At 70.1% G+C, this 26,802-nt stretch carries 23 protein-coding genes and 2 tRNA genes; 13 read left to right on the top strand and 12 right to left on the bottom strand.

Features of this window, described 5'->3' with window-relative positions:
- Positions 1 to 65 precede the first annotated feature (65 nt).
- On the top strand, positions 66 to 542 hold the full coding sequence (locus R4P08_RS02610; protein ID WP_317812185.1) for a PH domain-containing protein: 477 nt from the start codon (positions 66 to 68) through the stop codon (positions 540 to 542).
- A 79-nt stretch (positions 543 to 621) separates the two neighbouring features.
- Here the strand turns inward: R4P08_RS02610 and R4P08_RS02605 are convergent, their stop codons facing one another.
- Together R4P08_RS02605 and R4P08_RS02600 are read right to left on the bottom strand one after the other, a co-directional pair.
- Entirely contained in the window at positions 622 to 1,356 is a 735-nt protein-coding gene (locus tag R4P08_RS02605) for a rhomboid family intramembrane serine protease (RefSeq protein WP_317812184.1), read from the bottom strand.
- Positions 1,357 to 1,481: 125 nt separating this feature from the next.
- Positions 1,482 to 2,012, bottom strand: a complete 531-nt coding sequence (locus tag R4P08_RS02600) for a peptidylprolyl isomerase (RefSeq protein WP_317812183.1) — start codon at positions 2,010 to 2,012, stop codon at positions 1,482 to 1,484.
- Between the two features lie 71 nt (positions 2,013 to 2,083).
- Here R4P08_RS02600 and R4P08_RS02595 point away from each other — a divergent pair, with 71 nt between their 5' ends.
- The 5 genes from R4P08_RS02595 to R4P08_RS02575 all read left to right on the top strand — a co-directional run bounded on the left by R4P08_RS02595 (position 2,084) and on the right by R4P08_RS02575 (position 7,425).
- Entirely contained in the window at positions 2,084 to 2,752 is a 669-nt protein-coding gene (locus R4P08_RS02595) for a hypothetical protein (protein ID WP_317812182.1), read from the top strand.
- Positions 2,753 to 2,762: 10 nt separating this feature from the next.
- Complete coding sequence (locus R4P08_RS02590) at positions 2,763 to 3,248, top strand: GNAT family N-acetyltransferase (RefSeq protein ID WP_317812181.1); 486 nt, start codon at positions 2,763 to 2,765, stop codon at positions 3,246 to 3,248.
- Between the two features lie 40 nt (positions 3,249 to 3,288).
- Positions 3,289 to 4,611: a TrpB-like pyridoxal phosphate-dependent enzyme gene (locus R4P08_RS02585; protein ID WP_317812180.1), complete on the top strand. Its 1,323-nt coding sequence runs from the start codon at positions 3,289 to 3,291 to the stop codon at positions 4,609 to 4,611.
- 100 nt (positions 4,612 to 4,711) lie between these two features.
- Positions 4,712 to 5,641, top strand: a complete 930-nt coding sequence (locus tag R4P08_RS02580) for an SDR family NAD(P)-dependent oxidoreductase (RefSeq protein WP_317812179.1) — start codon at positions 4,712 to 4,714, stop codon at positions 5,639 to 5,641.
- A 23-nt stretch (positions 5,642 to 5,664) separates the two neighbouring features.
- Positions 5,665 to 7,425, top strand: coding sequence for an alpha/beta hydrolase (locus R4P08_RS02575; protein ID WP_411741137.1), 1,761 nt, complete (start codon positions 5,665 to 5,667; stop codon positions 7,423 to 7,425).
- 55 nt (positions 7,426 to 7,480) lie between these two features.
- Here the strand turns inward: R4P08_RS02575 and R4P08_RS02570 are convergent, their stop codons facing one another.
- Positions 7,481 to 9,346: an ABC transporter ATP-binding protein gene (locus tag R4P08_RS02570; RefSeq protein WP_411741142.1), complete on the bottom strand. Its 1,866-nt coding sequence runs from the start codon at positions 9,344 to 9,346 to the stop codon at positions 7,481 to 7,483.
- 257 nt (positions 9,347 to 9,603) lie between these two features.
- On the opposite strand from R4P08_RS02570, the gene R4P08_RS02565 reads away from it, so the two are divergent.
- Positions 9,604 to 11,118 (top strand): fatty acid desaturase, encoded by a 1,515-nt coding sequence (locus tag R4P08_RS02565; protein ID WP_317812177.1) that lies wholly within the window; start codon positions 9,604 to 9,606, stop codon positions 11,116 to 11,118.
- A 41-nt stretch (positions 11,119 to 11,159) separates the two neighbouring features.
- Positions 11,160 to 11,795 carry a TetR/AcrR family transcriptional regulator gene (locus R4P08_RS02560; RefSeq protein ID WP_317812176.1) on the top strand — a complete coding sequence of 212 codons (636 nt, stop codon included), beginning with the start codon at positions 11,160 to 11,162 and terminating at the stop codon, positions 11,793 to 11,795.
- Positions 11,796 to 11,858: 63 nt separating this feature from the next.
- On the opposite strand, the gene R4P08_RS02555 is transcribed toward R4P08_RS02560, so the two are convergent.
- Entirely contained in the window at positions 11,859 to 12,617 is a 759-nt protein-coding gene (locus tag R4P08_RS02555) for a PaaI family thioesterase (protein ID WP_317812175.1), read from the bottom strand.
- Between the two features lie 11 nt (positions 12,618 to 12,628).
- On the opposite strand from R4P08_RS02555, the gene R4P08_RS02550 reads away from it, so the two are divergent.
- A complete protein-coding gene (locus R4P08_RS02550) occupies positions 12,629 to 13,450 on the top strand; it encodes an SDR family NAD(P)-dependent oxidoreductase (protein ID WP_317812174.1) in 822 nt (273 codons plus the stop codon).
- Positions 13,451 to 13,464: 14 nt separating this feature from the next.
- On the opposite strand, the gene R4P08_RS02545 is transcribed toward R4P08_RS02550, so the two are convergent.
- From R4P08_RS02545 to R4P08_RS02535, 3 genes are read right to left on the bottom strand one after another with little or no spacing between them, the layout of a single operon-like run.
- Positions 13,465 to 14,181 (bottom strand): PaaI family thioesterase, encoded by a 717-nt coding sequence (locus tag R4P08_RS02545; protein WP_317812173.1) that lies wholly within the window; start codon positions 14,179 to 14,181, stop codon positions 13,465 to 13,467.
- A 51-nt stretch (positions 14,182 to 14,232) separates the two neighbouring features.
- The gene (locus tag R4P08_RS02540) at positions 14,233 to 14,976 is read right to left on the bottom strand and encodes a PaaI family thioesterase (RefSeq protein ID WP_317812172.1); all 744 of its coding nucleotides are present in this window, start codon (positions 14,974 to 14,976) and stop codon (positions 14,233 to 14,235) included.
- On the bottom strand, positions 14,969 to 16,420 hold the full coding sequence (locus tag R4P08_RS02535; protein ID WP_317812171.1) for an FAD-dependent oxidoreductase: 1,452 nt from the start codon (positions 16,418 to 16,420) through the stop codon (positions 14,969 to 14,971). The genes R4P08_RS02540 and R4P08_RS02535 overlap by 8 nt, the downstream gene beginning before the upstream one ends.
- Positions 16,421 to 16,473: 53 nt before the next feature.
- Here R4P08_RS02535 and R4P08_RS02530 point away from each other — a divergent pair, with 53 nt between their 5' ends.
- Together R4P08_RS02530 and R4P08_RS02525 are read left to right on the top strand one after the other, a co-directional pair.
- Positions 16,474 to 17,064 carry a nuclear transport factor 2 family protein gene (locus R4P08_RS02530; protein ID WP_317812170.1) on the top strand — a complete coding sequence of 197 codons (591 nt, stop codon included), beginning with the start codon at positions 16,474 to 16,476 and terminating at the stop codon, positions 17,062 to 17,064.
- A 10-nt stretch (positions 17,065 to 17,074) separates the two neighbouring features.
- A complete protein-coding gene (locus tag R4P08_RS02525; RefSeq protein WP_317812169.1) occupies positions 17,075 to 17,545 on the top strand; it encodes a hypothetical protein in 471 nt (156 codons plus the stop codon).
- A gap of 13 nt (positions 17,546 to 17,558) precedes the next feature.
- Here R4P08_RS02525 and R4P08_RS02520 read toward each other — a convergent pair whose 3' ends face one another.
- The 5 genes from R4P08_RS02520 to gyrA all read right to left on the bottom strand — a co-directional run bounded on the left by R4P08_RS02520 (position 17,559) and on the right by gyrA (position 22,331).
- Entirely contained in the window at positions 17,559 to 18,776 is a 1,218-nt protein-coding gene (locus tag R4P08_RS02520; protein WP_317812168.1) for an MFS transporter, read from the bottom strand.
- An 88-nt stretch (positions 18,777 to 18,864) separates the two neighbouring features.
- Positions 18,865 to 18,937 (bottom strand) — tRNA-Ala (locus R4P08_RS02515).
- A gap of 60 nt (positions 18,938 to 18,997) precedes the next feature.
- A tRNA-Ile gene (locus R4P08_RS02510) sits at positions 18,998 to 19,071 on the bottom strand.
- Between the two features lie 89 nt (positions 19,072 to 19,160).
- Complete coding sequence (locus R4P08_RS02505; protein ID WP_317812167.1) at positions 19,161 to 19,796, bottom strand: DUF3566 domain-containing protein; 636 nt, start codon at positions 19,794 to 19,796, stop codon at positions 19,161 to 19,163.
- Between the two features lie 6 nt (positions 19,797 to 19,802).
- The gene (gene gyrA, locus R4P08_RS02500; protein WP_317812166.1) at positions 19,803 to 22,331 is read right to left on the bottom strand and encodes a DNA gyrase subunit A; all 2,529 of its coding nucleotides are present in this window, start codon (positions 22,329 to 22,331) and stop codon (positions 19,803 to 19,805) included.
- A gap of 679 nt (positions 22,332 to 23,010) precedes the next feature.
- On the opposite strand from gyrA, the gene R4P08_RS02495 reads away from it, so the two are divergent.
- Both R4P08_RS02495 and pelF read left to right on the top strand, forming a co-directional pair.
- Complete coding sequence (locus R4P08_RS02495) at positions 23,011 to 25,245, top strand: hypothetical protein (protein ID WP_317812165.1); 2,235 nt, start codon at positions 23,011 to 23,013, stop codon at positions 25,243 to 25,245.
- A gap of 4 nt (positions 25,246 to 25,249) precedes the next feature.
- Entirely contained in the window at positions 25,250 to 26,767 is a 1,518-nt protein-coding gene (gene pelF, locus R4P08_RS02490) for a GT4 family glycosyltransferase PelF (RefSeq protein ID WP_317812164.1), read from the top strand.
- Positions 26,768 to 26,802 lie beyond the last annotated feature (35 nt).

Genomic DNA, 26,802 nt, shown 5'->3' with positions numbered 1-26,802 from the left:
GAACTCCAACGGTGTTATTCATTCACAGTGTGGATAACGCCTGTGGATAAGGGAGGATGACGGGCATGAGTGAGGAAGCAACTCCGGGCGGCGGACATCGCGCCTCGTCCTGGTCGTCCGGGACGATGTGGCCGGTATCGCAGATCGCCCTGGGGATCGGCGCGGTGGTGGTGGGCGTCACCGATCAGGATCCGCTGGCACTGCTGCTCACCGGCGTGCTGGCGCTCTTCCTCATCCCGGCGGGCGCGTTGCAGCTGCTCCGTCGTCCCCGGATAGAGGTCGTGGACGGGCAGCTGGCGATCAAGAAGCTCGGCGGGGTGATCTTCGTGTCGCCGGCGGAGCTCGTGGAGGTGCGGGCCCTGGGGGTCGCGAGGTGGGGCGCGCGACAACACCTCATGCGCCTGGAGTACATCGACGACCGCGGCAGGGAGCAGCTCGACGTGTTCACCCGCGGCGACCTGGGGACCGATCCTCGCGAGGTGGTCGAGACGCTGGCCGGGTTGGGCTTCACCGGGTCAGGGTCCCGCGCGCACGGGGGCTGACGGCGGGGGCCAGCGGGAACTGGCGGCGCGGGGTCCAGCGGGCGGTGTCGAGCGGGTGGTGTCGAGCGGGTGGGGACGCTCAGCCGGTGACCATGAATCCCACGGACATGGTGTCGGCCGCGACCCGGGCGGCACCGGCGACGAGCGCCACCACCACCAGATAACCGACCCACGACACGGTCTCCCGCCCGCCGCGGCCCACGCGCGTCGGCAACCGGCGGGGCAACACCACGAGGGCGAACGCCCCGAGCGCGCCCACCACGAGGCCACCGAGGTGTGCGGCCAGTGAGACCCCGGGGACCAGGAAGCTCACGCCGATGTTCATCACCAGGAGCAGAAGGATCCCCTTGGCGTCCAGGCGCATCGACACCGCGACGATCGCGTAGGCGCCCATCAGGCCGAAGATCGCGCCCGACGCGCCGGCGGTGAGGGCGTTCTGGCTGAAGAACATCACCGCCACGGACCCGCCCAGCGCCGAGACCAGGTAGAGCGCCAGGAACCGCAGGTGCCCGATACTGCGCTCGATCCCCACGCCGAGGATCCACAGCATGTACATGTTGAGCAGGATGTGCACCGGCCCGAAGTGCTGGAAGGCCGAGGTCAGCAGCCGCCACCACTCGTCCCACACCACTACCAGCGGCGGGTAGAGCGCGGTGGCCTCGAACAACGCTGAGGCGTTGTTTCCCAGGAGGCTCCGGGCCTGCGCAACCGTGGCCGCGTAGACCGCGAAGTTGGCGGCGATGAGCCACGCCGTCACCGGCTGTAGACGGAAGAAACGCGAGACGGCGCCGCCGCGGTAGGTCTGGGTGGTCATGATTCCTGGCTCAGTTGGTCGAGGTCCGGATAGACCTGCGGCGCGGGACCGGGGCGTCCGGTTCCCGCGCCGCGAGAGGGCCGTGTCACCACGGGCCCGGGTTCAGATGTGCGAAGACCCGTGGGTCAGGAGATCTCGATCGACTCGATCACGATGTCCTCGACGGGACGGTCCATGGCCCCGGTCTTGGCGGCGCCGATGGCGTCGACGACCTTCTGCGAGTCCGCGTCCGCGACCTTGCCGAAGATGGTGTGCCTGTTGTTCAGGTGCGGCGTGGGGCCGAGGGTGATGAAGAACTGCGAGCCGTTGGTGCCCGGGCCGGCGTTGGCCATGGCCAGCAGGTAAGGCGCGGAGAACTGCAGCTCGGGGTGGAACTCGTCCTTGAACTGGTAGCCCGGGCCGCCACGTCCGGTGCCCGTGGGGTCCCCGCCCTGGATCATGAAGCCGGAGATGATGCGGTGGAAGATCGAGCCGTCGTAGAACGGTCCCGACTTCTCGCCCTTGGCGTTGGCCTGCGAGTAGTCCTTCGACCCGTCGGCCAGGCCGACGAAGTTCGCGACCGTCTCCGGGGCGTGGTTGCCGAACAGGTCGACGACGATGTCGCCCTTGTTCGTGTGGATGGTTGCCGTCTGCGTTGCGATGCTCACGGGGTCCATCCTGCCACGCGTCCGCAGGGGATGTCGGCGAGGAGGTACTCGGTACCCGGGTGCTGTGCCACCATCTACCTATGAGCAAACGTAGCGATCGCGCCGCCGAGCGCAAGGCAGTGAAGCAGGCGGACAAGGACAAGCGGGACGCCCGGACCGCCGCCCGCAAGGCATTCGACCTCCGTGACCCCCGGTTCCTCGGCGAGGCCGCCGTCGCCGCGACCCGCGGCCCCGTGGGCCTCGCCCTCTTCGGGGCGAGCCGCGGCATCGAGGTGCTGCGCCAGCGCCGCGCCGAGCAGGCCGAGATCCTCAGCGGCCTGGCCGCGGACGCCAAGAAGCACTCCGACGCGCTCCGCGAGCACACCTCGGCCCTGATCGAACCCCAGCAGAAGCGCAGCCCGATGCGCCGGTTCGCGCCGCTGTGGATCGTCGGACTCGCCGGCGGCGCGGCCGTCGCGGGCGCCACCGCGTACTTCCTGCGCGAGCACGGCGCGTCCGCACCCGCGTCCGCACCCGCCCCGGCGGCTGCGCCCACGCCCACGGCAGCGACTCCCGCTCCCACACCGGCCCCGGCGTCCGAGACCGGTGAGGATCTGACGATCGACTCCCCCGATCCCGATGGCCCCGCGGGTCAGGCCGACGGCACCTCTCCCGCCGCCGGCAGCGCCGCCCCGGGTGTGGGCGCCGGATCCGCACCGCAGCCGTCGGACGACATCCCCGTCACCGGGACGCCGACCGAGAAGCCCTGACCGTCGCGGTATGAGCGAGCACGGCTCAGCCGTGAGGGTCATCGCCTCACCCCTCGCCGAATTGGGCCCGATGGACGTCCACGCGCTGTACAAACTGCGCGTGGACGTCTTCGTCGCCGAGCAGGACTGTCCGTACGCGGAGATCGACGAGGTCGACGCCGATCCCGGGACCACCCATCTCCTGGCCTGGGGCGCGGGCGCGAGCGCGGGCGACCCGGAACACCTCGTGGCCACGCTCCGTCTGTTCGGCTCGGGGGTCCATGGCGGGGTCATGCACCTGGGACGGGTGTGTACGGCCCCCGAGTGGCGTGGGCAGGGCATCGCCGCGCAGTTGATCCGGCTCGCGCTCTCCAGGTGCGGCGACCGGCCGGTCGAGATCGGCGCCCAGGCCCATCTGGAGCGGTGGTACGAGCAGTTCGGATTCGTCCGGTGCGGCGAGGACTACCTCGATGGGCGGATCCCGCATCTCCCCATGCGTCGCGACCTCCTAGGATGAGACCCGGCTCACCCCTCCCCACAGCTTTCGAGGAACCCACATGACGTCTGACGCTCGCACCGGCACGCTGGTCAAGGCACTGCTCCCCGAGAGCGAGATGCCCACCCACTGGTACAACATCCAGGCCGACCTGCCCGAGCCGATGGCGCCGCACCTGCACCCGGGAACCAAGGAACCTCTCGGACCGGAGGATCTGGCGCCGCTGTTCCCGATGGCGCTCATCGAGCAGGAGGTCACCCCCGAGCGATACGTGGAGATCCCGGAGGCGGTCCAGGAGATCTACCGGCTGTGGCGGCCCTCGCCCCTCATCCGTGCCCGGCGGCTCGAGAAGGCCCTCGGCACCTCCGCGCGGATCTACTACAAGTACGAGGGCACCAGCCCGGTCGGCTCACACAAGCCCAACACCGCCGTCGCGCAGGCGTACTACAACGCGGCCGAGGGCGTCACCAAGCTCACCACCGAGACCGGCGCCGGCCAGTGGGGCGCCTCGCTGGCGTTCGCCGGGCAGGCCTTCGGCATCGAGGTCGAGGTGTGGCAGGTCAAGGCGTCGTTCGAGTCCAAGCCGTACCGCCGGATGCTCATGGAGACCTTCGGGGCCACCGTGCACCCGAGCCCGTCCGACCTCACCGAGGCCGGCCGCTCCTTCCTGGCCAAGGACCCCCAGACGCCCGGCTCGCTGGGCATGGCCGTGTCCGAGGCCGTCGAGGTCGCGGCCGGCGACCCGGAGACCCGCTACTCGCTGGGCTCCGTCCTCAACCACGTGTGCCTGCACCAGACGGTCATCGGCGAGGAAGCGCTCAAGCAGCTCGAGATGTTCGGCGAGTCCGCCCCCGACTTCGTCTTCGGCTGCGCCGGAGGCGGTTCGAACCTCGCCGGCCTGGCGTTCCCGTTCGTCCGCGAGAACCTGGCCGGGGCGAAGACGAAGATCGTCGCTGTGGAACCGACCGCCTGCCCGTCCATGACCGAGGGCGAGTTCCGCTACGACCACGGCGACGTGGCCGGGCTGACCCCGCTCATGAAGATGTACACGCTGGGCCAGGACTTCGTGCCGGACCCCATCCACTCGGGCGGACTGCGCTACCACGGCATGGCGCCGCTGGTCAGCCACGTCAAGCACCTCGGGCTCATCGACTCGATCGCCGTCGAGCAGAACGTGGCCTTTGCCGCCGGCGTCGAGTTCTCCAAGGCCGAGGGCATCGTGCCCGCGCCCGAGTCCAACCACGCGCTCGCGGGCGCCTTCGACGAGGCGCGGAAGCACACGGGCGAGGCCGGCACGGGTCCGTCCATCGTGATCGGCCTGTCCGGCCACGGCTTCCTGGACCTGCCGGCGTACGAGTCCTACGTGCGCGGCGACCTGGACTGACCAGTACGACCCAGGGAGATCCGGTCTGACGCGGCTCCGCCGGCAGACCTGCCCACCAGCTCAACCCCACCCCCGAACCCCCGACCTCAAGGAGCTCACCATGGCCAACCCCATCGACTTCACCGACCGCGTCGCGATCATCACCGGCGCCGGCGGCGGCCTCGGCCGCGCCTACGCCCTCGCCCTGGCCGAGCGCGGCGCCAAGGTCGTCGTCAACGACCTCGGTGGCGACGTCCACGGCCAGGGCGGGGCCACCTCGCCGGCCCAGCTCGTCGTCGACGAGATCCTCGCCGCCGGCGGCGAGGCGATGGTCGACGGCAACGACATCACCGACGAGGCCGCCGTCGACGCCCTGGTCGCCTCTGTGATCGCCAAGTGGGGACGCATCGACGTCCTGATCAACAACGCCGGGATCCTGCGCGACAAATCCTTTGCCAAGATGGGCACCGACGACTTCCGCAAGGTTCTCGAGGTGCACCTCATGGGCTCGGTGAACTGCACCAAGGCGGTCTGGCCGCACATGGCCGAGGCCGGTTACGGCCGCATCCTCATGACCACCTCGACGTCCGGCATCTACGGCAACTTCGGCCAGTCCAACTACGCCGCCGCCAAGTCCGGCCTGGTGGGGCTGATGAACGTGCTGGCCATCGAGGGCGCCAAGAAGAACATCAAGGTCAACGCCATCGCCCCCACCGCCGCGACCCGTATGACCGAGGACCTGCTGCCCCAGCGCGTGCTCGACATCATGGGACCGGAGACCATCGCGCCCGGTGCCCTCTTCATGGTCAGTGACGACGCCCCCACCAAGACCATCCTCGGCGCCGGTGCCGGCGTCTTCGCCGTCTCCCAGATGGTCGAGAGCCGCGGGGTGTTCCTGCCCGCCGACGCCCGCACCCCGGAGGTCGTGGCCGAGCGGTGGAACGAGATCGCCGACATCAACGACGCGAACCCGCTGGAGTCCGCCTTCGAGCAGACGTCCAAGTACGCCGCCCTCGCTGCACGTGAGCTGGGCCTGCACCTCGAGAGCTGAGCGCTCGGCGCACGTGCGGGGTTATGATCCGCGCACGCGCCGGGCAGTCGCCACGGCCACTCTCACCGGGACAAGCCGTGGCCACGTCACCGTCGTCGGATCGGATCCGAGGTCTCGCACGCTCACTCCACCCGGTCGGACTGGCGGTGGCGCTGCTGTTCTTCACGTGGTCCATGACGCCGTCGCTGCTGCCGCGGGTCTGGTCCCTGCAGGCGGTGGCGACGGGCATCAGCATCGCCACCGGGTACGGCCTGGGTTGTCTGCTCGCGTGGATCGTCCGCCGTTGCGGTGTCTCCCCGGACTACTCCGGGCGGCTCCGACGGATCGGCTGGTGGACGCTCGCCGCCGTGGCGGCGGTCGCGGTGCCGACGTTCCTGATCCTGGGATCGTGGTGGCAGCAGATCACCCGGGACCTGGTGGGGGTCGAGCGCATCGACCGTGCCAACTTCCTACTGATCCTCGTCCTGGCGCTGGCGGTCGCGGTGCTGCTCCTCGCGGCGGCCCGCGGCATCCGGCGGGGCACGGCCGGACTGACGCGGGTCGCCACCCGGTATCTCCCGGTTCCGGCGGCCCGGGTGGTGGCGGTGGCGCTGGTGGTCCTGATCGCCGTGCTGTCGATCAACGGAGTGGTCTACCGCGGTCTGATCGGAGCCGCCGATCAACTGGCGTCCGCGGCCGACCACGGCACCGCCGACGGCGTCGAGCAACCCGTCGCGCCCGAGCGCTCGGGGTCACCGGCGTCCACCCAGGCGTGGGAGAGTCTGGGCAAGGAGGGGCGGACGTTTGTCGCGGGCGGGCCCTCCGCCCAGCAGATCACCGAGGTGACCGGGCGTCCCGCCGCCACCCCGATCCGCGTCTACGCCGGGCACCACGCGGCCGGATCGATCGAGGAGGCCGCCGAACTGGTGGTGGACGAGCTCCACCGCACCGGCGCGTTCGACCGCTCGGTGCTGGCGGTGGCGACCACCACCGGGCGCGGGTGGGTCAACGCCCGGGTCGCCGCCGGGCTCGAGTACACCGCCGGGGGCGACTCGGCGATCGCCTCCATGCAGTACTCGTTCCTGCCCAGCCCGCTGGCCTTCCTCGCCGACCGCGAGTCGCCCCAGGTCGCCGGCCGCGCCCTGTTCGAGGCTGTCGAGCGGGTCGTGGGGAGCAGGCCCGAGCGTGAGCGGCCGATGCTCGTGACGTTCGGCGAGAGCCTGGGGTCGTTCGGCGGCCAGAGTGCGTTCAGCGGAGCGCAGGACATGGTGGCACGAACCGACGGTGCGCTCTGGGTGGGGACCCCGAACTTCTCCCCGCAGTGGACCTACATCACCGACCACCGCGACGCCGGGTCGCCGGAACGCTTGCCGGTCATCGACGGGGGCGAGCGCGTACGCTTCGCGGCGGACGGTCAGGACCTGGCTCTCCACCACGCAACCGACCGCGACCCCGCGATCGACAGCGCACGGGACCCGGCGCCGTGGGGTTCTCCCCGGGTGGTCTACTGGCAGCACGCGTCCGATCCGATCACCTGGTGGTCGATCGACCTGCTGGTCAAGCGGCCCGACTGGCTGCGCGAACCCCTCGGCCCGGACCTCGACCCGGGCGTGCGGTGGCTGCCGTTCGTGACGTTCTGGCAGGTCACCATGGACATGGTCTTCTCCGCGGACGTCCCGGAGGGACACGGGCACTCCTTCGGCCCGGACGCGGCGCGGATGTGGGCCGCGATCCTGGACCCCACCGGGTGGACCGATCAGGACACCGACAGGGTCTACACCGCCATCGCCGGAGGGGCGGTCTGACGGATCGCCGAGATCGCCGGGAGCCGGTCCGACGGGCCCGGGGCGTTCTGAACTCTTATTCCTGCTCTGCGAACTGCGTCTCGTAGAGCTCGGTGTACCGGCCCCCGGCGGCCAACAGCTCGCCGTGGGTACCGGACTCCACCACGGTGCCGCCCTCCAGCACGAGGATGCGGTCGGCGGCGCGGACGGTCGAGAGCCGGTGCGCGATCACGAGCGAGGTGCGGTCGGACATCGCCTCGGCCAGGGCCTCCTGCACCGCTGACTCGTTGGTGGAGTCCAGGGCGCTGGTGGCCTCGTCCAGCACCACCACGGACGGCTCCGCGACCAGCAGCCGGGCGATGGTCAGGCGCTGACGCTCGCCGCCGGAGAGCCGGTAGCCGCGGTCGCCGATCACGGTGTCCAGACCGTCGGGAAGCGACCGGATCAGGTCGTCCAGTCGGGACCGACGCAGGGCGTCCCAGACCACCTCGTCGGTGACCTCGGGCCGCGCGAAGGTCAGGTTGGCCCGGATCGAGTCGTGGAAGAGGTGGCCGTCCTGGGTGACCATGCCGACCGTACGACGCAACGACGACGAGGTGACCTGTCGCACGTCGAGCCCGGCCACCCGGACCGCCCCGGAGTCCACGTCGTACAGCCTCGGCAGGAGGGCGGCGATGGTCGACTTGCCCGCTCCGGAGGACCCGACGAGCGCGATCATCTGCCCCGGCTCCGCGCGGAAGCTGATCCCGTGGAGGACCTCCTGCCCGCCCCGGGTGTCGAGCACGGCGACCTCCTCCAGCGAGGCCAGGGAGACCTTGTCCGCGGAGGGGTAGGAGAAGCGGACGTCGTCGAACTCGACGGAGGCCGGGCCCTCCGGGATGTCGACGGCGTCGGGTGCGTCCTTGAGCAGCGGCTCCAGGTCCAGGACCTCGAAGACGCGCTCGAAGCTGACGATGGCGGTCACCACGTCCATGGGCGCGTTGGCCAGCGAGGTCAGCGGCCCGTACAGCCGCGTCAGCAGGAGAGCCAACGCCACGACGGAACCGGCGTCCATGCCGCCGTTGAGGGCAAACCAGCCGCCGACCCCGTAGACCAGCGCGAGGGCGAGCGTGGAGACCAGGGTCAGCGAGTTCATGAACACGCTCATGAGCAGCGCCGTGCGGACGCCGATCCCCCGCACCCGTCCGGCGCGCGAGGAGAACTCGGCCGACTCCGCGGCGGGGCGGCCGAAGAGCTTGACCAGCGTGGCACCGCCGGCGTTGAAGCGCTCGGTCATCTGGTCGTTCATCGACGCGTTCAGGTCGGAGGCCTCGCGGCGGAGACGGGCCAGCCGCCTGCCCACGTAGCGGGCGGGGAAGAGGAAGATCGGCAACAGCAGCACCGACATCAACGTGAGCTGCCAGTTGAGACCGGCCATCACGATGAGCGTCAACACCAGCTGGACGAGGTTCGACACGACACCGGAGAGGGTGTCGGAGAACGCGCGCTGGGCGCCCATGACGTCGTTGTTGAGCCGGCTCACCAACGCACCGGTCCGGGTGCGCATGAAGAACGCGACCGGCATGGTCTGCACGTGGTCGAAGACCGACCGCCGCAGGTCCAGGATCAGGCCTTCCCCGATGCGGGCCGACCACAACCTGCTGACGACGTTGTTGACGGCCTCGACGAGACCGATCACGGCGATGGCCGCGGCCAGCATGAAGATGACCCGGACATCGGCCCGGTCGACGATCGCGGTGACCACCCGACCCGCGAGCAGCGGGGTGACCACGGCGAGCGTGGCGCCGAAGACCGACAGGATCAGGAACAGCACGATCAGTCTGGTGTGCGGGCGGGCGAACTGGCCGATCCGTCGGAAGTTCTCGCGGGTGAACACGCTGCGGTCCAGCGAGATGTTGTTGCTCTCGGCCCGCATCAGCGTGCGCATGGCGGCTTGCTGCATCGTCACGTCGGCGGCTCCTCCCGGGTCGGAGAGGGGTTCCGACGGCCGGAAGGTACAACCCCGCCCCCGGCACCCTTATTCCGTGCCGCCGTCGGGCGGGATCCCGTGCCGCCGTCGGGCAGGTGCTGCCCTCGTCGTCGTCGTCCTCCTTGGACAAAATACCGGTGCGTGTCTAGACACAGGCCAAGTTTTTGTCTAATCTGGACTCCAATGAGTGGCATGCGCCACACCCATGTTGATCGGGGAGGTCAGGACCGATGTCCAGCACCGAGTACATCCGCAGTCGAGACGAAGCGCAGGAGCCCGAGGGGCATCTCGCCGCGCACGACGCGCACCACCACGGGCACGGCGCCGAGTCCGAGCCGTACCCGTGGTCCGACGCCAAGCGCTACCTGTGGCTGCTCGGGGTGATCCCCGCGGCGGGCCTGTTCGTGTCCATGCCGGTGGCGGCCGGGTTCAACGCGCTGGGCTGGGGAATCGCCGCGAGTGCCGCGTGGTTCCTTCTCCCGGTCCTGGTCTACGTAGCCATCCCGCTCGGCGACCTGGCCATCGGCGCGGACGGGCAGAACCCGCCGGAAGAGGTGATGGAGAGGCTCGAGGCCGACCCGTTCTACCGCTGGTGCACCTACCTGTACATCCCACTGCAGTACGCGTCCCTCATCGCCGCCTGCTACCTGTGGAGCGCCCAGGACCTGTCCTGGCTGGGCTATGACGGTGGCCTGGGGATCGCCGCGTCGATCGGCGTGGCCTGGACGGTCGCGATCACCGGCGGCATCGGCATCAACACCGCGCACGAACTCGGTCACAAGGTCGCCGGCAGCGAGAAGTGGCTGTCCAAGGTCGCCCTGGCCACCACCGGCTACGGCCACTTCTTCATCGAGCACAACCGCGGTCACCACGCCCGTGTCGCCACTCCCGAGGACCCGGCCAGCTCGCGGCTCGGCGAGTCCTTCTGGGCGTTCCTGCCGCGGAGCGTCGTGGGTTCGGCGCGCTCGGCCTGGCACCTCGAGAAGGAGCGTCTCGGCCGCCTGGGCAAGGGCCCCTGGACCCTCCGCAACGACAACCTCAACGCCTGGCTCATGACCGTCGTGCTGTTCGGCGGCCTGATCGCGGCCTTCGGCTGGCAGGTCGCGCCGTGGCTCCTCGTGCAGGCGGTCTTCGGCTTCTCACTCCTGGAGGTCGTCAACTACCTCGAGCACTACGGACTGCTGCGGCAGAAGACCACGGCCGGTCGCTACCAGCGCTGCCGCCCAGAGCACTCCTGGAACTCCGACCACCTGGTGACCAACATCTTCCTGTACCACCTCCAGCGGCACTCGGACCACCACGCCAATCCCATGCGCCGCTACCAGGTCCTGCGGAGTTTCGAGCAGGCCCCGCAGCTGCCCTCCGGCTACGCCGCCATGATGGTCCTGGCCTATATGCCACCGGTGTGGCGCAAGGTCATGGACAAGAGGGTCCTGGCCCACTACGACGGCGACGTCACCCGCGCCAACATCCAGCCGTCCAAGCGCGAGAAGTACCTCACTCGCTACGGGGTCGGCTCCACCGCGGTGGCCGAGCACGTGGTCGTGGACACGGACATCGCGCCGGACCAGACCTCCCCGATCGGCGAGTACGCCTGCCCCAACTGTGGGCACCACTATTCGGAGAAGGCCGGCGAGCCCCGCGAGGGGTTCCCGCCCGGAACCCCCTGGTCCGCCATCCCCGCCACCTGGCGGTGCTCGGACTGCGGCGTCCGCGACAAGGTCGATTACCTCCCGGTGACCTAGGGCTTCTCCGCATGGCCACCACGATCAGGAACAATGGGGTCATGCAGCGCAACCGATCGGACAGCGACCGACGCTCCCCCGGGGACTCCCGGGGTGAGCGTCGGTCTCTGCGTCTCACCGTGTTCGACGCCATGCACGAGCTACTGGGGTCGCGGGACTGGTCGGCCGTGACCATGTCGGACGTGGCCAAGGCCGCCGGCCTCAGTCGGCAGACGTTGTACAGCACCTTCGGCAACCGTCAGGGTCTGGCCCAGGCCTACGCCCTGCAGCTGTCCGAGACGTTCGCCGGGGAGATCAGGGATTCCATCACCCGACACCCCGGCGAGATCGAGATCGCCCTGCGCGAGGGGATCAACGGGTTCCTCCATTCGAGCAGCCGCGACCCTCTGATCCGCGCTCTGCTCACCGGCGATATCCAGCCGGATCTCCTGCGCCTGATCACCACCGAGGCCGGGCCGCTCATCGAGCGCGCGACCGAGGTCCTCACGCCGGCCCTGTCGGAGAGCTGGATGCGGATCGAGGTGTCCCAGGCGCGACTCGCGGCGTCCATCATCGCCCGGATCGGCATCAGCTTCATCTCTCTCCCACCCAACGACCCGGACCATCTGGCGTCCGGCCTGACCGAGGTCATCGCGCCCTACCTCCAGACGGTCGTCCGGGTCGAGCTCCAGGGCTGAGGACCGGCAGGGATCGGGGCGGCGACCGCCGGGGACCGGGCCCGGGCAGGTGCACGGCCGGGACTAGATGCCGTCCCCCACCGTCGACCGCTGATCCGGCCTACCCGGGACGGCGACGCTCGCCTCGAGGAAGAGCCCCCGGGCCTCCACGCACAACCGCTCACCCGCATGGATCGTCGCGTGGTTCCAGGTCTTCCGGCCGTCGACCTCCTGCACCCACGAGCGGAACGTCAGCGGCTGGAGCAGCGGCGTGGGCGAGCGGTAGTCGATCTCGTAGTGGGCGGTCATCCCGTAGCGGCCGCCCCAGTGGTTGGCGAAACCCATCATGTGGTCGATGATCAGGGCGCTGATCCCCCCGTGGACGCAGCCCGGGGGTCCCTGATAGGCGGGGCCCAGGGTCACCTCGGCCATGACCGAGCCGTCGTCGCAACCGTGGAATTCCACCGGCGGAGCGATCGGGTTCTCCTGGCCCCCTACGGGGTTCGCGCGCCGCGAGCCGGCGCCGGTCCACATGTTCGCCAGCCGCACGGCCGGCTCCGGGACGCGCGGCTCGAGCAGGTCGGCCACCTCGCCGAGGCGATCCGCGATGTCCCCCAACCCGACCCCGGAGTGTGCGAGCCCGGAGATCGCGTCGCGGATCCTGCGCAGCTCCGCGACCGAGCGGTCCAGGTCCGGATCGGCCGGGTCCAGGACCGGCGCGGGCACCGGATCAAAACTCTCACCGAGCCGCTCACGGATGCTGAGCAGCGTGAAGTCGTCCACCCCGTCCATGCCGGGCAGCGGGCCTCGGTGAACATTGGGATCTTCTGTGTCCTTGGTCATACACTCAGAATATGTCGACACCCGTCAAAACCAAGACTTTCGATCCCTCTGCCTACGGTCCGTGGGCCGTCGTCGTGGGCGGGAGCGAGGGCGTGGGCGCCGAGATCGCCTTCCGCCTCGCCGACGCCGGCGTCTCCAGCGTGCTGGTCGCTCGGCGTCCCGAGCCCCTCGCCGAGACCGCGGAGGCGGTTCGCGCCAGGGGCGTCGAGTGCCGGGTCGTCTCCGTGGACCTGACCTCGGAGGGCGCCACCGAGGAGATCTGGGCCGCCTGCGAGGGCCTGGACCTGGGACTGGTGATCCTCAACGCCGGCGCCAACACCTACGGCGCCGAGTTCGTGGAGTCCGACATGGCGCGGGTCCAGAGCGTCATCGACCTCAACATCACCTCCCCCCTGCAGCTCATCCGCCGGTTCGGGCCCGCACTCAAGGCACGTGGCCGCGGCGGGATCGTGGTGATGGGCTCGATGGCCGGTTACCTCGGTCACGCCGACATGAGCATCTACTCGGCGGCCAAGGCCTTCAGCCGTGTCTTCGTCGAGGGACTCTGGTTGGAGATGCGCGAGCACGGCGTGGACGTGGTCGAGGTTATCCTCGGCGTCACCCGCACCCCGGCCATGATCCGCGCCGGGCTCGATATGGACCTACCCGGCATGACCGTGAGCGAGCCCGGAGAGGTCGCCGAGGAGGTCCTGGCCTCGATCGGCAACGGTCCGGTCCACGTCTGCGGCGGAGAGGGCAACCAGAAGGGCGTCGAGTTCTCGTCGGGCGTCAACCGGGGCCGCGTCGTGGCCGGGGCGCACAAGCGGATGAAGGCCTTGCGCGGCGAAGACTGACCTCCCCCGGGGCGTCAGCCCTCGATGGGGCGGCTCTGGTCGCCGTCGAGCATCCAGCGGGGTGTGACGAACATACCCTCGGCCGTGGCGCACAGCGTGTCCCCCGCGTGCAGCGACGCAGAGCACCAGATCTTGCGGCCGTCCACCCGGCGTTGACGGGCTTCGAACAGCAGGGGAGTGTCCAGCGGTGTGGGTGCCTTGTAGGTGACCTGCAGATCCACGGTCATCCCTATGGACTCGGCCGCGGCGTTGGCCAACCCCAGCATCTCGTCGAACAGCAGGGCCACGATCCCGCCGTGCACGCACGCCGGCGGACCCTGGAACTCCACACCCAAGGTGACCTCCGCGCGGACGGTCCCGTCCGGGAACACCACGGGCTCCAGCGGCGGGGCGGCCGGGTTCCGCGTCCCGATCGCCGGATTGGAGGCGATGTGCTCGGGCACTCCCCAGGAGCCGTACTCGGACGGCGGGTACGGCGTGGCGGCGGACTCGATACGATCTGCCAGCTCCCGCGCCAGCTCCACCTCGGCAGACAGGTCCTCGAAGCGCGCGCCGGAGACCAGGCCCCGGACACGCCGGAGCTGGCGGGCTAGTTCGGTTGCGCCGGAGAGGTCGTCATCCTGCGGCAGGAAGTACGTGCCGGCGAGTGAGGGGGCGCTGTCGGAGGCAGCACTGACGGGGGCAGCACTGTCGGGGGCGCTGTCGGCTCCACGGGTGTCGGGATCAGTCACGATTTCTGACGCTACCCCTGCGCTCCGCGCGCCCTGTCGGCCCGGCACGGTTCAGGCACCCGTCAGACGGGCCCGGTTGTCCAGCAGCAGACTGCCCGGGGACACGAACAGGCCCTCGGCCGTCGCGCAGAGCCGCTCCCCGGCGTGGATCGCGCCCTGTGCCCAGATCTTCCGGCCGTCCACCCGGACCTGGCGACCGGTGATGACCAGCGGTTCGAGGATCGGCGTGGGCGAGCGGTAGTCCACGTCGAGGTAGACCGTCATGCCGGAGTGGCCGGTGTGGAAGTTCGCACGCCCCAGCACCACGTCGAAGAGCAGGGCCACGATCCCGCCGTGGACGCACGCGGGCGGGCCCTGATACTCCAGACCCAGCGTGATCTCGCCCCGGATCGTCCCGTCGGGGAGCATCTCGAACTCGACCGGCGGCGCGAGCACGTTGGACCGGCCCATGACCGGGCAGTTCGCCACGTAATCCGCGGACGACCACATGTGCGCCTGGCGCTCGTCCACGCTCGCCGACGCGGCCTCCAGATCGTCGGCCACGTCGCGCAGGCGGTCGACCAGCGGGCCGAGCTCGGTGTCGAAGACCCCGCCGGTGGTCAGCGAGCGGATCCGACGCACCTGCTCGACCAGGGCGAAGACGCCGGCCTCGTCGTCGTCGATCCGGTCCACCGGCCCGCCACCACCCCGGCCCGGGTCGAGGGGGCCGAGGTCCACCCCGGGGCGGGCGCGCCGGATGGGTCCGGACGCGGAGCGGATCGTCGCCGCGCCCCCCGCCGTCTCGTCACTACTCACATGGCCCCGCGGCCCCGCGACCGGCGCGACGTCCGAAGAACGAGCTGTCGCCCAGGGACGTGCCGGAGATGTACCCGTCCCCGTGGAGGCCGTGGGTGCAGCGGCCCGCGGCGAACAAGCCCGGGATCGGGGCACCCGACCGGTCCAGCACCCGCGACTGCAGGTCCGCGTGCAGCCCGCCCAGGGTGAAGCCCTGAGCCTTGAGGGGCAACCCGTTGTAGGAGTCGGGCCCGCCCGCCCCCGTGGGGTACGCGCCGAACGGCGGCTCCAACGGACGGAGCCAGCCCGAGTTCTTGCCGTACTGCGGGTCCTCGCCGGTCCGGGCCCCCGCGTTGTATCGGCGGAGCTGGTCGGCGAGCGCGTCGACGGGCAGACCACAGTCGGCGGCCAGCTCCTCGATGGTCTCCGCGGCGTGCATGGGCTGCATGCCCCACAGCTCGTCCTCGGGGACGTCCTCGATGCCCTTCTCGTCGATGATGATCCACACCGGCGGGCGGCGGTGGTGCACGGCCGCGTGGCAGTACAGGCCCGGGTAGACCTCCTCGTTGATGAAGCGCTGTCCGTCGCCGTCGACGAGCATCGCACCCACCACCAGGCGCGGGATGATCAGCATCGCGGTCTCGGTCTGGTGCATGCGGCGGACCGCGGCACCGACATCCATGCCCATCTCGATCCCGGAGCCGTCATCGCGGCCGTCCGAGACCTTGTCCTTACCCACCTGCTGGGGGGCCCACTGCTCGAGCATGCGGTCGTTGTCCACGAACCCGCCCGTGGCCAGGACCACCCCGCCGGTGGCGCGGTATTCGCGCTCCTCGCCGAACTCGGTGGCCCGGACGCCGATGACGCGGTCGCCGGACACGATCAGCGAGCGCGCCTTGATGTCGCAGTGCAGGGTGACGCCGGCTTTCTCCGCGGTGGCGACGAGGGCGTCCATGAGCACGTTGCCCGCGAAGTTGGGGGCGGGCGGGCGGTGACCCCGGGCGGCCGGGCGGGCGAGGGAGGCGAACGGCTGGGCGCGCTCACCCATCCACATCAGACCCGAGTCGTCGCTCGCCATCCAGGTGGGCGTGTCCCACAGCTTGTGGTTGAACACCGCTCCGTGGGCGACCAGCCAGTCGTGGTGCTCGCGCGACCCGGCGCAGTAGTCGGCGATCTTCGCCTCGTCCGCGTTCGGCCCCAGCGCGGCGGTGAGGAAGGCACGCATGTCCTCCTCGGTGTCCTCGATGCCGAGCGCCTGCTGCGTGGCGGTGCCGCCACCCAGGTAGACCTCACCGCCCGACTGGGCGGATGAACCACCTGGTCCGGAGGCCCCCTCCAACACGATGACCGACGCCCCGGCCTCCGCCGCCTCGATCGCCGCGCACGCCCCCGCTATGCCCATGCCCACCACGACGACATCCGCCGTGAAGCTGCCTGGACGGCTGTCTGTACTCATGTCCGTCATAGACAGGAGACTACTGTGTCCGGGCTCACGGCGGCGCACTAGTGTCACCGGATATGGACGCCCACCCCGACACCGACCGAACCGACCCCGCCCGAACCGAAACGCTCGAGGCCCGGCTCGCGGCGCTCGAGGAGGGGCTCACCGCGACGCAGCAGCGTCTGGCGACCGCCGAGGCCGCGCAGGGTCGCGCAGCGGACGAACTCGCCGTCCTGCGGATCGTGGCCGCCTACTCCCCCCGCGTCGACTCCGGAGACGCCGAGGGCGTGGCCGGGTTGTGGACCGAGGACGGGGTCTACGACGTCGACACCGGGGTGTTGGAGGGCCATCAGGGTCTCGCGGACATGGTGCGCGGCGACGCCCACCAGGGGCTCATCGCGCACGGGTGCGGGCACGTACCCGGCCTGCCGGTGGTCCTGTTGGACGGGGACCGCGCCGTGGCCACGGGTTACACCCAGCTCGTCGTCCGCTCGTCGCGCCCTGGCCGCTATTCCGTCCTGCGGGTGACGGCCAACCGGTGGGAACTCGAGCGTCGCGGTCCGGTGGAGGCGCCCGACCGTGGTTGGCGCGTGGTCCTGCGGACCGCCCGCGCGGTGACCGACGACGGCGAGGGCCGAGCCCTGCTCGGACGGTCCAGCGACGGGTAGCGTGACGCACATGATCCGCCGACCCTCCGTGGTCCCCGACCCGACCCTCCGCGCGGGACGGCTCGCGCTGCTCACCACGTCGGCAGCGCACCTGGGGTTCCAGTCCATGGTCACCTCGGTGGTCTACCCCACGCTGTTCGAGGGTCCGGCCCACGGCATAGCCGAACGTCAGGCCGACCACGCCCGCCGGATCGCCCCGGTGGCCCTCGCCCTGTACGCCACCTCGATCGGTGCCGCCGCGTGGACCACCTACGGCTCGATCCGCTCCGGTGAGCGCAGCGGCCTGGCCGCCACGGTGATCGCGTGCGTCACCACCGTCGCGGTCCCGGCCATCACCGTCGGCGTGGTGCCCCTCCACGTGGGGATCGCCCGCGAGCAGATCACCCGGTCCCGCGTCCAGGCGCTGCTGGCCTCCGACCGGATCCGGACGGGACTGGCGGCCCTGGGCGTGGCGGCCGCCGCGCAGGCGCTCAGCAGCTGAAGCCCGGGGCGCGTCACGCGTCCGCGTCCGGCCGCGAGCCGAACCTGGCCACCGCGACCAAACCGCCGCCGGCGACCACCGATACCACCAGCGCCAGCAGGTGGAACGCCGTCGTCAGGCCCACCACCTCGGCGAGGAGCGCCGCGACCACAGCGGGCACTCCGAGCGAGATGTAGGCCACCACGAACAGGGCCGAGAAGGTCTCCCCCCGGGCGCCGGCGGGCGCGTGTTGCGCCACCAGGGTCGTGCCCATGAGGAACAGCAGTCCCATACCGAGGCCCGTGACCGCCGCGGCCACCACGAAACCGGGGACCGTGCCCGCCTCCAGGGTCGCCGACGCCGCCGCGACCCCGACGATCAGCGTCACTATCCCCGCAGCCATGCCCCGTCGCCACTGTGACGGCCCCGCCCGCAGGTTCCACGCCAGCTGGGCGAGTCCGGCGGCCGCCTGTAGGCACGCCACCACCAGCCCGGTCACGAGGTAGTCCGAGCGACCGACCAGATCCTTGGCGATCGCCCCGCCCAGGCCCAGGAAGACGCCGCCGACGGACCAGGAGACGATCACGCACACCGCGGCCAGCGCGAACGCCGGCCTGGCCGCCGCGGGCACCGCGATCCGCTGGAGCCGCACGGCGTCCCGGAACGTCTCCTGGCCGGCCCCGGACGTCTCCGGCACCAGGACGACCACCCCGGTCAACAGCGCGGCCGTAGCCACGCCGATCACCACGTACGGGTGGACGAGGGGGGACGACGACGAGGTGGCCACGACCCCGGCCAGGAGCACCCCGGCCGCGATACCGAAGTTCGTGGTGGAGCTGTTGATCAGGGCGCCTGCACGGGCGTTCCTGGTCGGATGGAGCTCGATGATCGCCGCGGCCGCCGAGCCGGTGACCAGACCGACGCCCAGGCCCTGCACCACCCGGCCGGCGATCAACCAGGCCACCGAGGGCGCCGCCGCGAGCAGGACCATGCTCACCGTGAGCAGGACCAGTCCGGAGATGATCACCGGCCGCCGACCGATCGCATCCGAGAGCCGTCCGAGGAACAGCAGTGGGACCAGGACCGCCAACGCGTACACCGCGTAGACGGTCGTGATCATCGTCCCGCTCGTTCCCCACGTCTCCTGATAGTCGACGTACAGGGGCGACGGCGTCGCGCTCGACATCAGCGCCACCAGCACCACCAGGGCCATCAGGACGAAGGGCGGCCACGAGCGGGCGGTGGTGTGCACGGATGAATTTCCTGAGGTCGGTCCCGCTCACTCCCGAGTCGCACCGGGAAGGAGGGGGGAAAAGCAGAGGGACGGAACAGGAGAAGAGTGGAGCCTAGGGGATTCGAACCCCTGACATCTGCCTTGCAAAGGCAGCGCTCTACCAACTGAGCTAAGGCCCCTCGCGCCTAAGCATAAACGCCGGACCGCGGCTTGCGGATCCGGCGTCTGCCTGGCGGGGGTGGGCCTAGGAGGACTTGAACCTCCGACCTCCAAATTATCAGTTTGGCGCTCTAACCACCTGAGCTATAGGCCCTCGTACCGAAGCGTTAATCTACCCGACGCTCTCGCTGCTTCCCAAATCGGGCCGATTTCGGGCCACCCGGCGGGCTGCCCGACAACCCTCTAGTAGCGGCGATCGCTCAGGGTGACCTGCACCCCGCCACCGGTCAGACCGGCGGCGAGGTTGTAGATGAACACCGCGAGCGTGGACAGGATCGACAGCAGCAGGACGTTGAGCAGTCCCACACCACCGCTGTAGAGGAAGATCGTCGACGGCCCGATCGCGCTGGCCGACGCGTCCCCCGCGACCCCGGACAGCAGGCCCCCGAGCCGGTCCCACACGCCCATCCCGGACAGCAGCAGGTAGGTCACGCCGATGGCGACCATCCACACCAGGTACAGCGCGAACATCAGCCCGAGGACCGTGGTGAACGCGGACCACGGGTCGATGCGTCGCAGGACGAGCACCGACTCCAGCGGTCCGCGCCGCTCGGTCGGCGAGACGATCGGCGCCGCCCGGCCAGCCGCACCGCCCGAGTGTGCGGAGGCCACGCCTCCGCGCGCCCCCTCGGCCCGGTGCTGGGCGACCGCGGGGAACGCGGCCGTGGCCTCCGGGGCCGGGCCCGGCCCTGTAGCCGAGCCGCCGGGCCCGGTCGAGGAGCTGGACGCCGCGCCGAAGCCCGGCGCGGGGGCGGACCCCTTGGGCGCCGGGCCTGCCCCGGCTGGATCGGTCCCGGCTGGGTCGGTCGGCTCGGTCATCGCCTTCTACTCCTCGCCGGACCCGGCGTCGGGCCGGTCCTCGTCGTCGTCGGGCTCATCGGCGTTGCGGGCGATGGCCAGCAACGAGGCACCCTCGCCGAGGTTCATCAGTCGGACGCCCTTGGTCTGCCGGCCCGCCTTGCGGACCTGCTTGGCGTACGTGCGGATGACACCGCCGTTGGAGGTGATGGCGTAGAGCTCGTCCTGCAGCTCCACGATCGTCGCACCGACCAGCTTGCCGCGCTTGGGATCGAACATGAGCGTGAGCACGCCCTTGCCGCCGCGGCCCTGGGCCGTGTACTCGCTCAGCGCGGTGCGCTTGGAGTACCCGCGCTCGGTGGCCACCAGCAGGAAGTACTTCTCCTGATCCGACGACTCCGCCCGCACCACGGACATGCTCAGCAGCGCGTCGCCGTCGTTGAACCGCATGCCCATGACACCGGACGTCGCGCGGCCCATCGGGCGGAGCGTGTCGTCGTTGGCGTGGAAGCGGATCGACTGGCCCTTCTCCGATACCAGCAGGAGGTCGTCGTCGGGACCGGCCAGCGACGCGCCCACGAGCTCGTCACCGTCGCGGAGGTTCACGGCGATGAGGCCGCCGGACCGCGGGGAGTCGTAGTCCTCGAGCTTGGACTTCTTGACCAGCCCGTTGCGCGTGGCCAGGACCAGGTACGGCGCGTCCTGGTAGCCCTTGATCCGGATGACCCCGGCGATCCGCTCCTCCGGCTGGAAGGCCAGGAGGTTGGCCACGTGCTGACCCCGTGCGGTCCGGCTGGCCTCGGGCAGCTCGTAGGCCTTGGCGCGGTAGACCCGGCCCTTGGTGGTGAAGAACAGCAGCCAGTCGTGCGTGGAGGAGACGAAGAAGTGCCGGACGATGTCGTCCTGCTTGAGCTCCGCTCCACGCACGCCCTTGCCGCCGCGCTTCTGCGCCCGGTAGAGATCGGTGCGGGTCCGCTTGGCGTACCCGGTCTCCGTGATGGTGACGACGACGTCCTCGCGGGCGATCAGGTCCTCGTCGGTGACGTCGCCGTCGGCCGGGATGATCACCGTCCGCCGGTCGTCGCCGTACTTCTCCACGATCTCGCGGAGCTCGTCGTGCACGATCGCCCGCTGCCGCTCCGGCCTGGCGAGGATGTCCTTGTAGTCGGCGATCTCGAGCTCGATGGCGGCGAGCTGGTCGACGATCTTCTGCCGCTCCAGGGCCGCGAGGCGGCGGAGCTGCATGTCGAGGATGGCCTGCGCCTGGTCGTCGTCGATGTCGAGGAGGTCCTTGAGGCCCTCGCGCGCGACCTCGACGGTCTGCGACCGGCGGATGAGGGCGATGACCTCGTCGAGGGCGTCGAGCGCCTTGACCAGTCCGCGCAGGATGTGGGCCCGCCGCTCGGCCTCGTCCAGCAGGTACTGGGTGCGCCGGACGATGACCTCGATCTGGTGCGTCACGTACAGGCGCACCAGCTGGTGGATCGGCAGTGTGCGGGGCACACCGTCGACGATCGAGAGCATGTTGGCGCCGAACGACGTCTGCAGCTGGGAATGCTTGTAGAGGTTGTTGAGCACCACCTTGGCGATGGCGTCACGCTTGAGCGTGATCACGATGCGCAGGCCCACGCGGTCGGACGACTCGTCGTCGATCTTGGAGATCCCGGCGATCTTGCCGTCGCGCAGCTGCTCGGCGATCGACAGGATCATGTTGTCCGGGTTGACCTCGTAGGGCAGCTCCGTGATGACGATGACGGTGCGGTTGCCGTCCTCCTCGATGGAGGTCTTGCCCCGCATGCGGATCGAACCGCGACCGGTGGAGTAGGCGTCCTTGATCCCCTGGTCGCCCACGATGAACCCGTGGGTCGGGAAATCCGGGCCCTTGATGAAGCCCATGACCGCGGCCAGGGCCTCGTCGTCGTCGGCGTCCGGGTTCTCCAGGCACCAGTAGACGGCGTCGGCGACCTCCCGGAGGTTGTGCGGCGGCATCTTGGTGGCCATACCCACCGCGATGCCGCTGGAGCCGTTGATCAGGAGGTTGGGCACCCGGGACGGGAGGACCACCGGCTCGGAGGTCTTGCCGTCGTAGTTGGGCTGGAAGTCCACCGTGTTCTTGTCGATGTCCCGCACCATCTCCATGGCGAGCGGGGTCATCTTGCACTCGGTGTACCGCATGGCGGCCGCGCCGTCGTTACCGCGTGAGCCGAAGTTGCCCTGGCCGTCGACCATCGGGTAGCGCATCGCCCAGGGCTGGGCCAGTCGCACCAGGGTGTCGTAGATCGCCGAGTCACCGTGTGGGTGATAGTTGCCCATGGTGTCGGCGACGGGCTTGGCCGACTTCACATAGCTGCGGTCGGGCCGGTAGCCGTTGTCCCACATCGCATAGAGAATTCGGCGGTGGACGGGTTTGAGCCCGTCACGCACGTCTGGGAGAGCCCGCCCGACGATGACGCTCATCGAATAGTCGATGTAGCTTCTCTGCATCTCCGCTTGGATATCGACCGGCTCGATGCGGTCGAAACCCTCGGCGTCAGGCGGCAACGTCGTGTCCGTCATGTGCTCCTCTTCGTCTCGCGCTCGAGATGGCGCCAGAGGGCACCGCTTCGACCCGCCCAGTCTATAGGTCCAGGGTAAACAGGATCGACGGGCGTGCGGCTGGGGCCCGGGATCGCGCGAGTAGACACTCGGGGCGAGGTGTCCCCGCCATTGTCCGGCCTCGGTCGACTCCTGTGCGGGGGCCGGGTAGCCGGGAGCCGTGCGACCTTCGTCCGAATCGCGCCGATCCCGGGCCGTCTTGGCCCGACGCCGACGAACCACCGGTCTCCCCCGCACCGGCCGGCGTCGTCTGTTCGTATGAAGTCCGACCGGACAGTCATTGCTTGAAGCGTCAGCTTTCCGGCTGCTCGGTCAGTCACGTAGCCAACCTCGGCAATCGCGCATCGTCCCAGTTCAGGCCGTTCAGGAGTGCTCAGAGCCTTCGCCAGGATCCGCCGGCGCGACGCCGCCGCAACCCCCTCGTGGCGGGTCAGTGAACGTAAAGGTCTCCTTAGTTCTACTAACTTTACAGTGCAAAGATCTCCTAAGATTCTCTTGCGGGAGGCTCAGTATGAGAGCACACTTACTTTCGTGCGGAGCGCCGCACGGGAGGACAGGGCCCGCGGGTCCCTGTCTTTTAGGGGGCGCCGCCACTCCCGGGGGGTCGGGGGTGGCGGCCATTAACTTGCAGGGGACGACCATGCCCATTTCCATCGATCGCAGTGAGTCATCTCCGGGGCGTTCGCCCCTGCGGACCTACGGTCTCCGCACTGCCATCGCACTGACCGCCACCGGGGCTCTCGCCGCGCCGTTGGTCGGCATCGCCGCAGCGCAGACCGGGTCCCTCGGGTCCTCCGGATCCTCCGGGCCCGGGGTCACGACCACGCCGTCCACCACGACGACCGCGCCGACCACCACCACGACAACGCCCCCGCCATCCGCGGAGGCCACCGTGGAACTGCGTGTGCTGGTGTTGGACGACGGCAGTCCGATGGTCGGAGCGATCGCCGACCGTCTCGTGGCCGAGGGTGTCGAGGTCGACCGTCGCCCCATCGCCGGCGCCGGGATCACCCGGGAGATGCTCGCCGATGACACCACCAGGACCGCGCGGTACATGGGGATCGTCTCCCCGCAGGCTGCCCGCACCGGACTCTCCGACGTCGACGACGCGACGCTGACCCAGTACGCCGCCGACTACGGTGTGCGCGAGGTCGCCGCGTACAGCTGGCCGGGAGCGGATGTCGGACTCAGCGGACCCGTCTACAGCGGGGTGGTCGACGGATCCCCGGCGACCCTCAGCCAGGGGGCGACGTCGGGAGACTGGTCCTACCTCGACGGTCCGCTCACCCTCGACGACCTCAGCCCGGGTGTCGAGGAATCGTGGGGATACGTCGCCACCCCGCTCGCGGATGCCTCGTTCCAGCCGCTTCTCACGACCATCGCACCCACCGGCGCGTCCGGGGTCCTCATGGGCGTCCATACGGGTCAGGATCGCGAACGACTGATCCTGACCATCGGGATGAACCGGTATCAGGAGCACTTCAAGGCGCTCTCGCACGGGATCGTCTCCTGGCTCACCCGTGGCGTGTCCACGTCCCTCTACCGCAACATGTTCAGCGTGCACATCGACGACGTCTTCCTGGCGGACGACGAGTGGAACGCGGACGGGAACTGCACTGTCGCGAGCGACTGCGACCCGGAGACCTACCCCGAGGACGCGCCCGGAGCGTCCTCGCGGATGACGGAAGAGGACGTCTCCTTCCAGACGGCGTGGGAGGACGCCAACGGTATCGAGCTCGATGTGACCTTCAACGCGAAAGGCGCGGCACCGTCCGATCCGCTCACCGTCGCACTCCTGGCGTCCAAGGACCGCCTGCGGTGGATCAACCACACGTGGGACCACACCAACCTGGACTCGCTCAGCCAAGCCGACATCGAGTCGCAGATCACCCGGAACATCGACTGGGCGCGGGAGAGCGGCGTCCGGCTGGACCCCACCGAGTTGGTCACCGGCGAGCACTCGGGGCTCAGGTCCGGCCCGAGCCTGGCGGACAACCCGGCGCTCGCTCCGGCCCTCGACGCGACTGGCGTGGAGTGGATCGCCACCGACAACTCCCGTGAGCAGGCCCAGCGCGGCGTCGGGCAGGCACTCACCGTGCCGCGGCACCCGATGAACATCTACTACAACACCTCGACCGTGCCCAACGCGATCGACGAGTACAACTGGATCTACACGTCTGTCGCGGACGGCGGGTCGGGGACCTGTGGGACCAGCACCTCCACCTGCATCGAGCCGCTCGACCCGGTGACCGGGTTCGACGACTACATCGTGCCGCAGGAGGCGAGGTTCGCTCTGGGCCACGCCCTGGACATGGATCCGCGCCCGCACTATGCGCACCAGTCCAACCTCACCAACGACCGGATCCTCTACCCGGTGCTCCGGGAGATGGTGGACGACTACCGGGGTCTGTTCTCCGACTCGGCGCCCCTGGTCAACCCCTCGCACGCCGAGGCCGGGGAGGAACTCCGGCGACGCACGGCGTGGGCGGCGGCGGCGTCCACCGTGACCGCCTCCGTCAAGGGGACCCGGTTGGTCATCACCAACTCCGGCTCCGCCGACGTCGAGGTCCCCGTCACCACCCCGACGGGATCCGACCTCGACGTCTCCGACGAACAGGCCGGTTACGCCGGCGCCCGCAGCGGGTGGATCACCGTCGGCGCCGGCGAGTCGGTCACCGTCACACTCCCGGCGGACGCCGGCTTCCGGACCCCGGGCGAGTCCACCGAACCCCCGGCCGCCGCAGCGCGCAGCCTGCCGCGTTCCACGCGTTCCACGGGATCCCCCGCTTCCGAGAGGGGGACCGTCGAGCTCCCGCCCGTGAACGAGGCCACCGTTGTCGGGGCCGTCCGCGCCGGCTACCACACGGTCGGCTGACGTCATGCGAATCGCATTGATCAACGAGGGTACGTACCCGGTCAACACCGGCGGGGTGAGCACCTGGTGCGACCAGCTCGTGACGGGGATGCCAGACCACCAGTGGGACGTCGTCACCATCACTGCCTCGCCCGGCACGCCGGTCACGTGGACCCTTCCCCCGCAGGTCCGGTCCACCGTGCAGCACCCGATGTGGGCTCCGGTACGACACGGGATCACCGAGAGTCAGCTGCTGGGCCGCCGGCGGCGGGCGCAGGTCCGGGACGCGATGCGCGGGTTCTGGGCCGCCGTCCTCCCCCCGGCGGGGTCGCCCGCCGGGGCGGAGGGCCCGGTCCGGCACGACCCGGCCGCGCTGAAGGCGTCGCTGCAGGCCCTCATCGAGGCGGGCGGGGGCGATCTCTCCCGTCACCTCGTGGGCGAGGGCTCGGCCTCAGCCCTGCTCGACGCCTGGGAGGCGCACTCTCCGGCGATCGGCCGGACCGCCCGGCTCAGCGTGGGGGCGGCCGTCCAGGCGACAGCGCTCGTCGACCGGACCCTGGCCGCGACCGACGTACGGTTCGGTCCCGTAGACGTGGTCCACGCGTCGTCGAACGGCGCGGCCTCGCTGGTCGCGCTCGCGCGCAAGTGGCGTGACGGCACTCCCGTCATCCTCACCGAACACGGCGTCTACCTGCGTGAACGTTATCTCGCCATTGCCGGGACCCAACTGGGATGGGCAGCCCGTTACGCGGTCTGTACCGCCCTCCGGGCACTGTGCGTCCTCACGTATGCCGAGGCGGATCTGCTCCTACCGGTGAGCGATTTCAACGCGCGGTGGGCGGTCCGGCTGGGCGCCGACCCGTTTCGGATCCACACGGTGCACAACGGGGTCGACACCACCACGATGCAGCCCGTCGGCCCCGAACCCACCGTGCCGACCATCAGCTTCGTCGGGCGGATCGACCCGCTCAAGGACCTGGACAACCTGGTCCGCGCCTACGCCGTGGTCCGGCGCGAACTCCCCGAGACACGCCTGCGGATCTTCGGCCCCTGTCCCCCCGGCAACGAGGGATACAAGCGGCTCATCCAAGAAACGATCGACGAACTGGGCGTCGCCGACGGAGTCAGCTGGGAGGGGCCCACCGCGGGCCCGCGACCGGCGTTCGAGGCCGGTACCGTCGTCGCCCTGTCGTCGATCTCCGAGGGCCTGCCCTTCACCACCATCGAGTCGATGATGTGTGGCCGGGCCACCGTCAACACCGACGTCGGAGGTGTGTCCGAGGCGGTCGGTCGTGACGGCACTCTGGGCGGGCTGGTCCCGCCGCGGGACCCGGAGGCGTTCGGTCGCGAGTGTCTGCGACTCCTCCTCGACGACGAGCTGCGGATCGCGACCATCCGGCGTGCCCGGGAACACGCCCTGAACTACTTCAACCTCACCACCTGTGTGGACCGGTTCCGTGGCTGGTACGACGTGGCCATCGACACGCCACACCACCTCGTGGTTCAGAACTCCGCTGAGTTCATGACGGAAATGGCCTCCTGATGAGCGTGACGTTCCTCGTTGCCGGACCGACCGGG

This window comes from Rhodococcus sp. IEGM 1408 (assembly GCF_033142235.1).
Taxonomy (GTDB): Bacteria; Actinomycetota; Actinomycetes; order Mycobacteriales; family Mycobacteriaceae; genus Dietzia.
The sequence above is the reverse complement of the archived record's forward strand: the minus strand, read 5'-3'. Positions and strand labels throughout refer to the sequence as shown.

Coding starts and splice junctions, on each gene's coding strand:
- R4P08_RS02610 (WP_317812185.1), top strand. CDS start 66: ATGAGTGAGGAAGCAACTCCGGGCGGCGGACATCGCGCCTCGTCCTGG.
- R4P08_RS02605 (WP_317812184.1), bottom strand. CDS start 1,356: ATGACCACCCAGACCTACCGCGGCGGCGCCGTCTCGCGTTTCTTCCGT.
- R4P08_RS02600 (WP_317812183.1), bottom strand. CDS start 2,012: ATGGACCCCGTGAGCATCGCAACGCAGACGGCAACCATCCACACGAAC.
- R4P08_RS02595 (WP_317812182.1), top strand. CDS start 2,084: ATGAGCAAACGTAGCGATCGCGCCGCCGAGCGCAAGGCAGTGAAGCAG.
- R4P08_RS02590 (WP_317812181.1), top strand. CDS start 2,763: ATGAGCGAGCACGGCTCAGCCGTGAGGGTCATCGCCTCACCCCTCGCC.
- R4P08_RS02585 (WP_317812180.1), top strand. CDS start 3,289: ATGACGTCTGACGCTCGCACCGGCACGCTGGTCAAGGCACTGCTCCCC.
- R4P08_RS02580 (WP_317812179.1), top strand. CDS start 4,712: ATGGCCAACCCCATCGACTTCACCGACCGCGTCGCGATCATCACCGGC.
- R4P08_RS02575 (WP_411741137.1), top strand. CDS start 5,665: ATGATCCGCGCACGCGCCGGGCAGTCGCCACGGCCACTCTCACCGGGA.
- R4P08_RS02570 (WP_411741142.1), bottom strand. CDS start 9,346: ATGCAGCAAGCCGCCATGCGCACGCTGATGCGGGCCGAGAGCAACAAC.
- R4P08_RS02565 (WP_317812177.1), top strand. CDS start 9,604: ATGTCCAGCACCGAGTACATCCGCAGTCGAGACGAAGCGCAGGAGCCC.
- R4P08_RS02560 (WP_317812176.1), top strand. CDS start 11,160: ATGCAGCGCAACCGATCGGACAGCGACCGACGCTCCCCCGGGGACTCC.
- R4P08_RS02555 (WP_317812175.1), bottom strand. CDS start 12,617: ATGACCAAGGACACAGAAGATCCCAATGTTCACCGAGGCCCGCTGCCC.
- R4P08_RS02550 (WP_317812174.1), top strand. CDS start 12,629: ATGTCGACACCCGTCAAAACCAAGACTTTCGATCCCTCTGCCTACGGT.
- R4P08_RS02535 (WP_317812171.1), bottom strand. CDS start 16,420: ATGACGGACATGAGTACAGACAGCCGTCCAGGCAGCTTCACGGCGGAT.
- R4P08_RS02530 (WP_317812170.1), top strand. CDS start 16,474: ATGGACGCCCACCCCGACACCGACCGAACCGACCCCGCCCGAACCGAA.
- R4P08_RS02525 (WP_317812169.1), top strand. CDS start 17,075: ATGATCCGCCGACCCTCCGTGGTCCCCGACCCGACCCTCCGCGCGGGA.
- R4P08_RS02505 (WP_317812167.1), bottom strand. CDS start 19,796: ATGACCGAGCCGACCGACCCAGCCGGGACCGATCCAGCCGGGGCAGGC.
- gyrA (WP_317812166.1), bottom strand. CDS start 22,331: ATGACGGACACGACGTTGCCGCCTGACGCCGAGGGTTTCGACCGCATC.
- R4P08_RS02495 (WP_317812165.1), top strand. CDS start 23,011: ATGCCCATTTCCATCGATCGCAGTGAGTCATCTCCGGGGCGTTCGCCC.
- pelF (WP_317812164.1), top strand. CDS start 25,250: ATGCGAATCGCATTGATCAACGAGGGTACGTACCCGGTCAACACCGGC.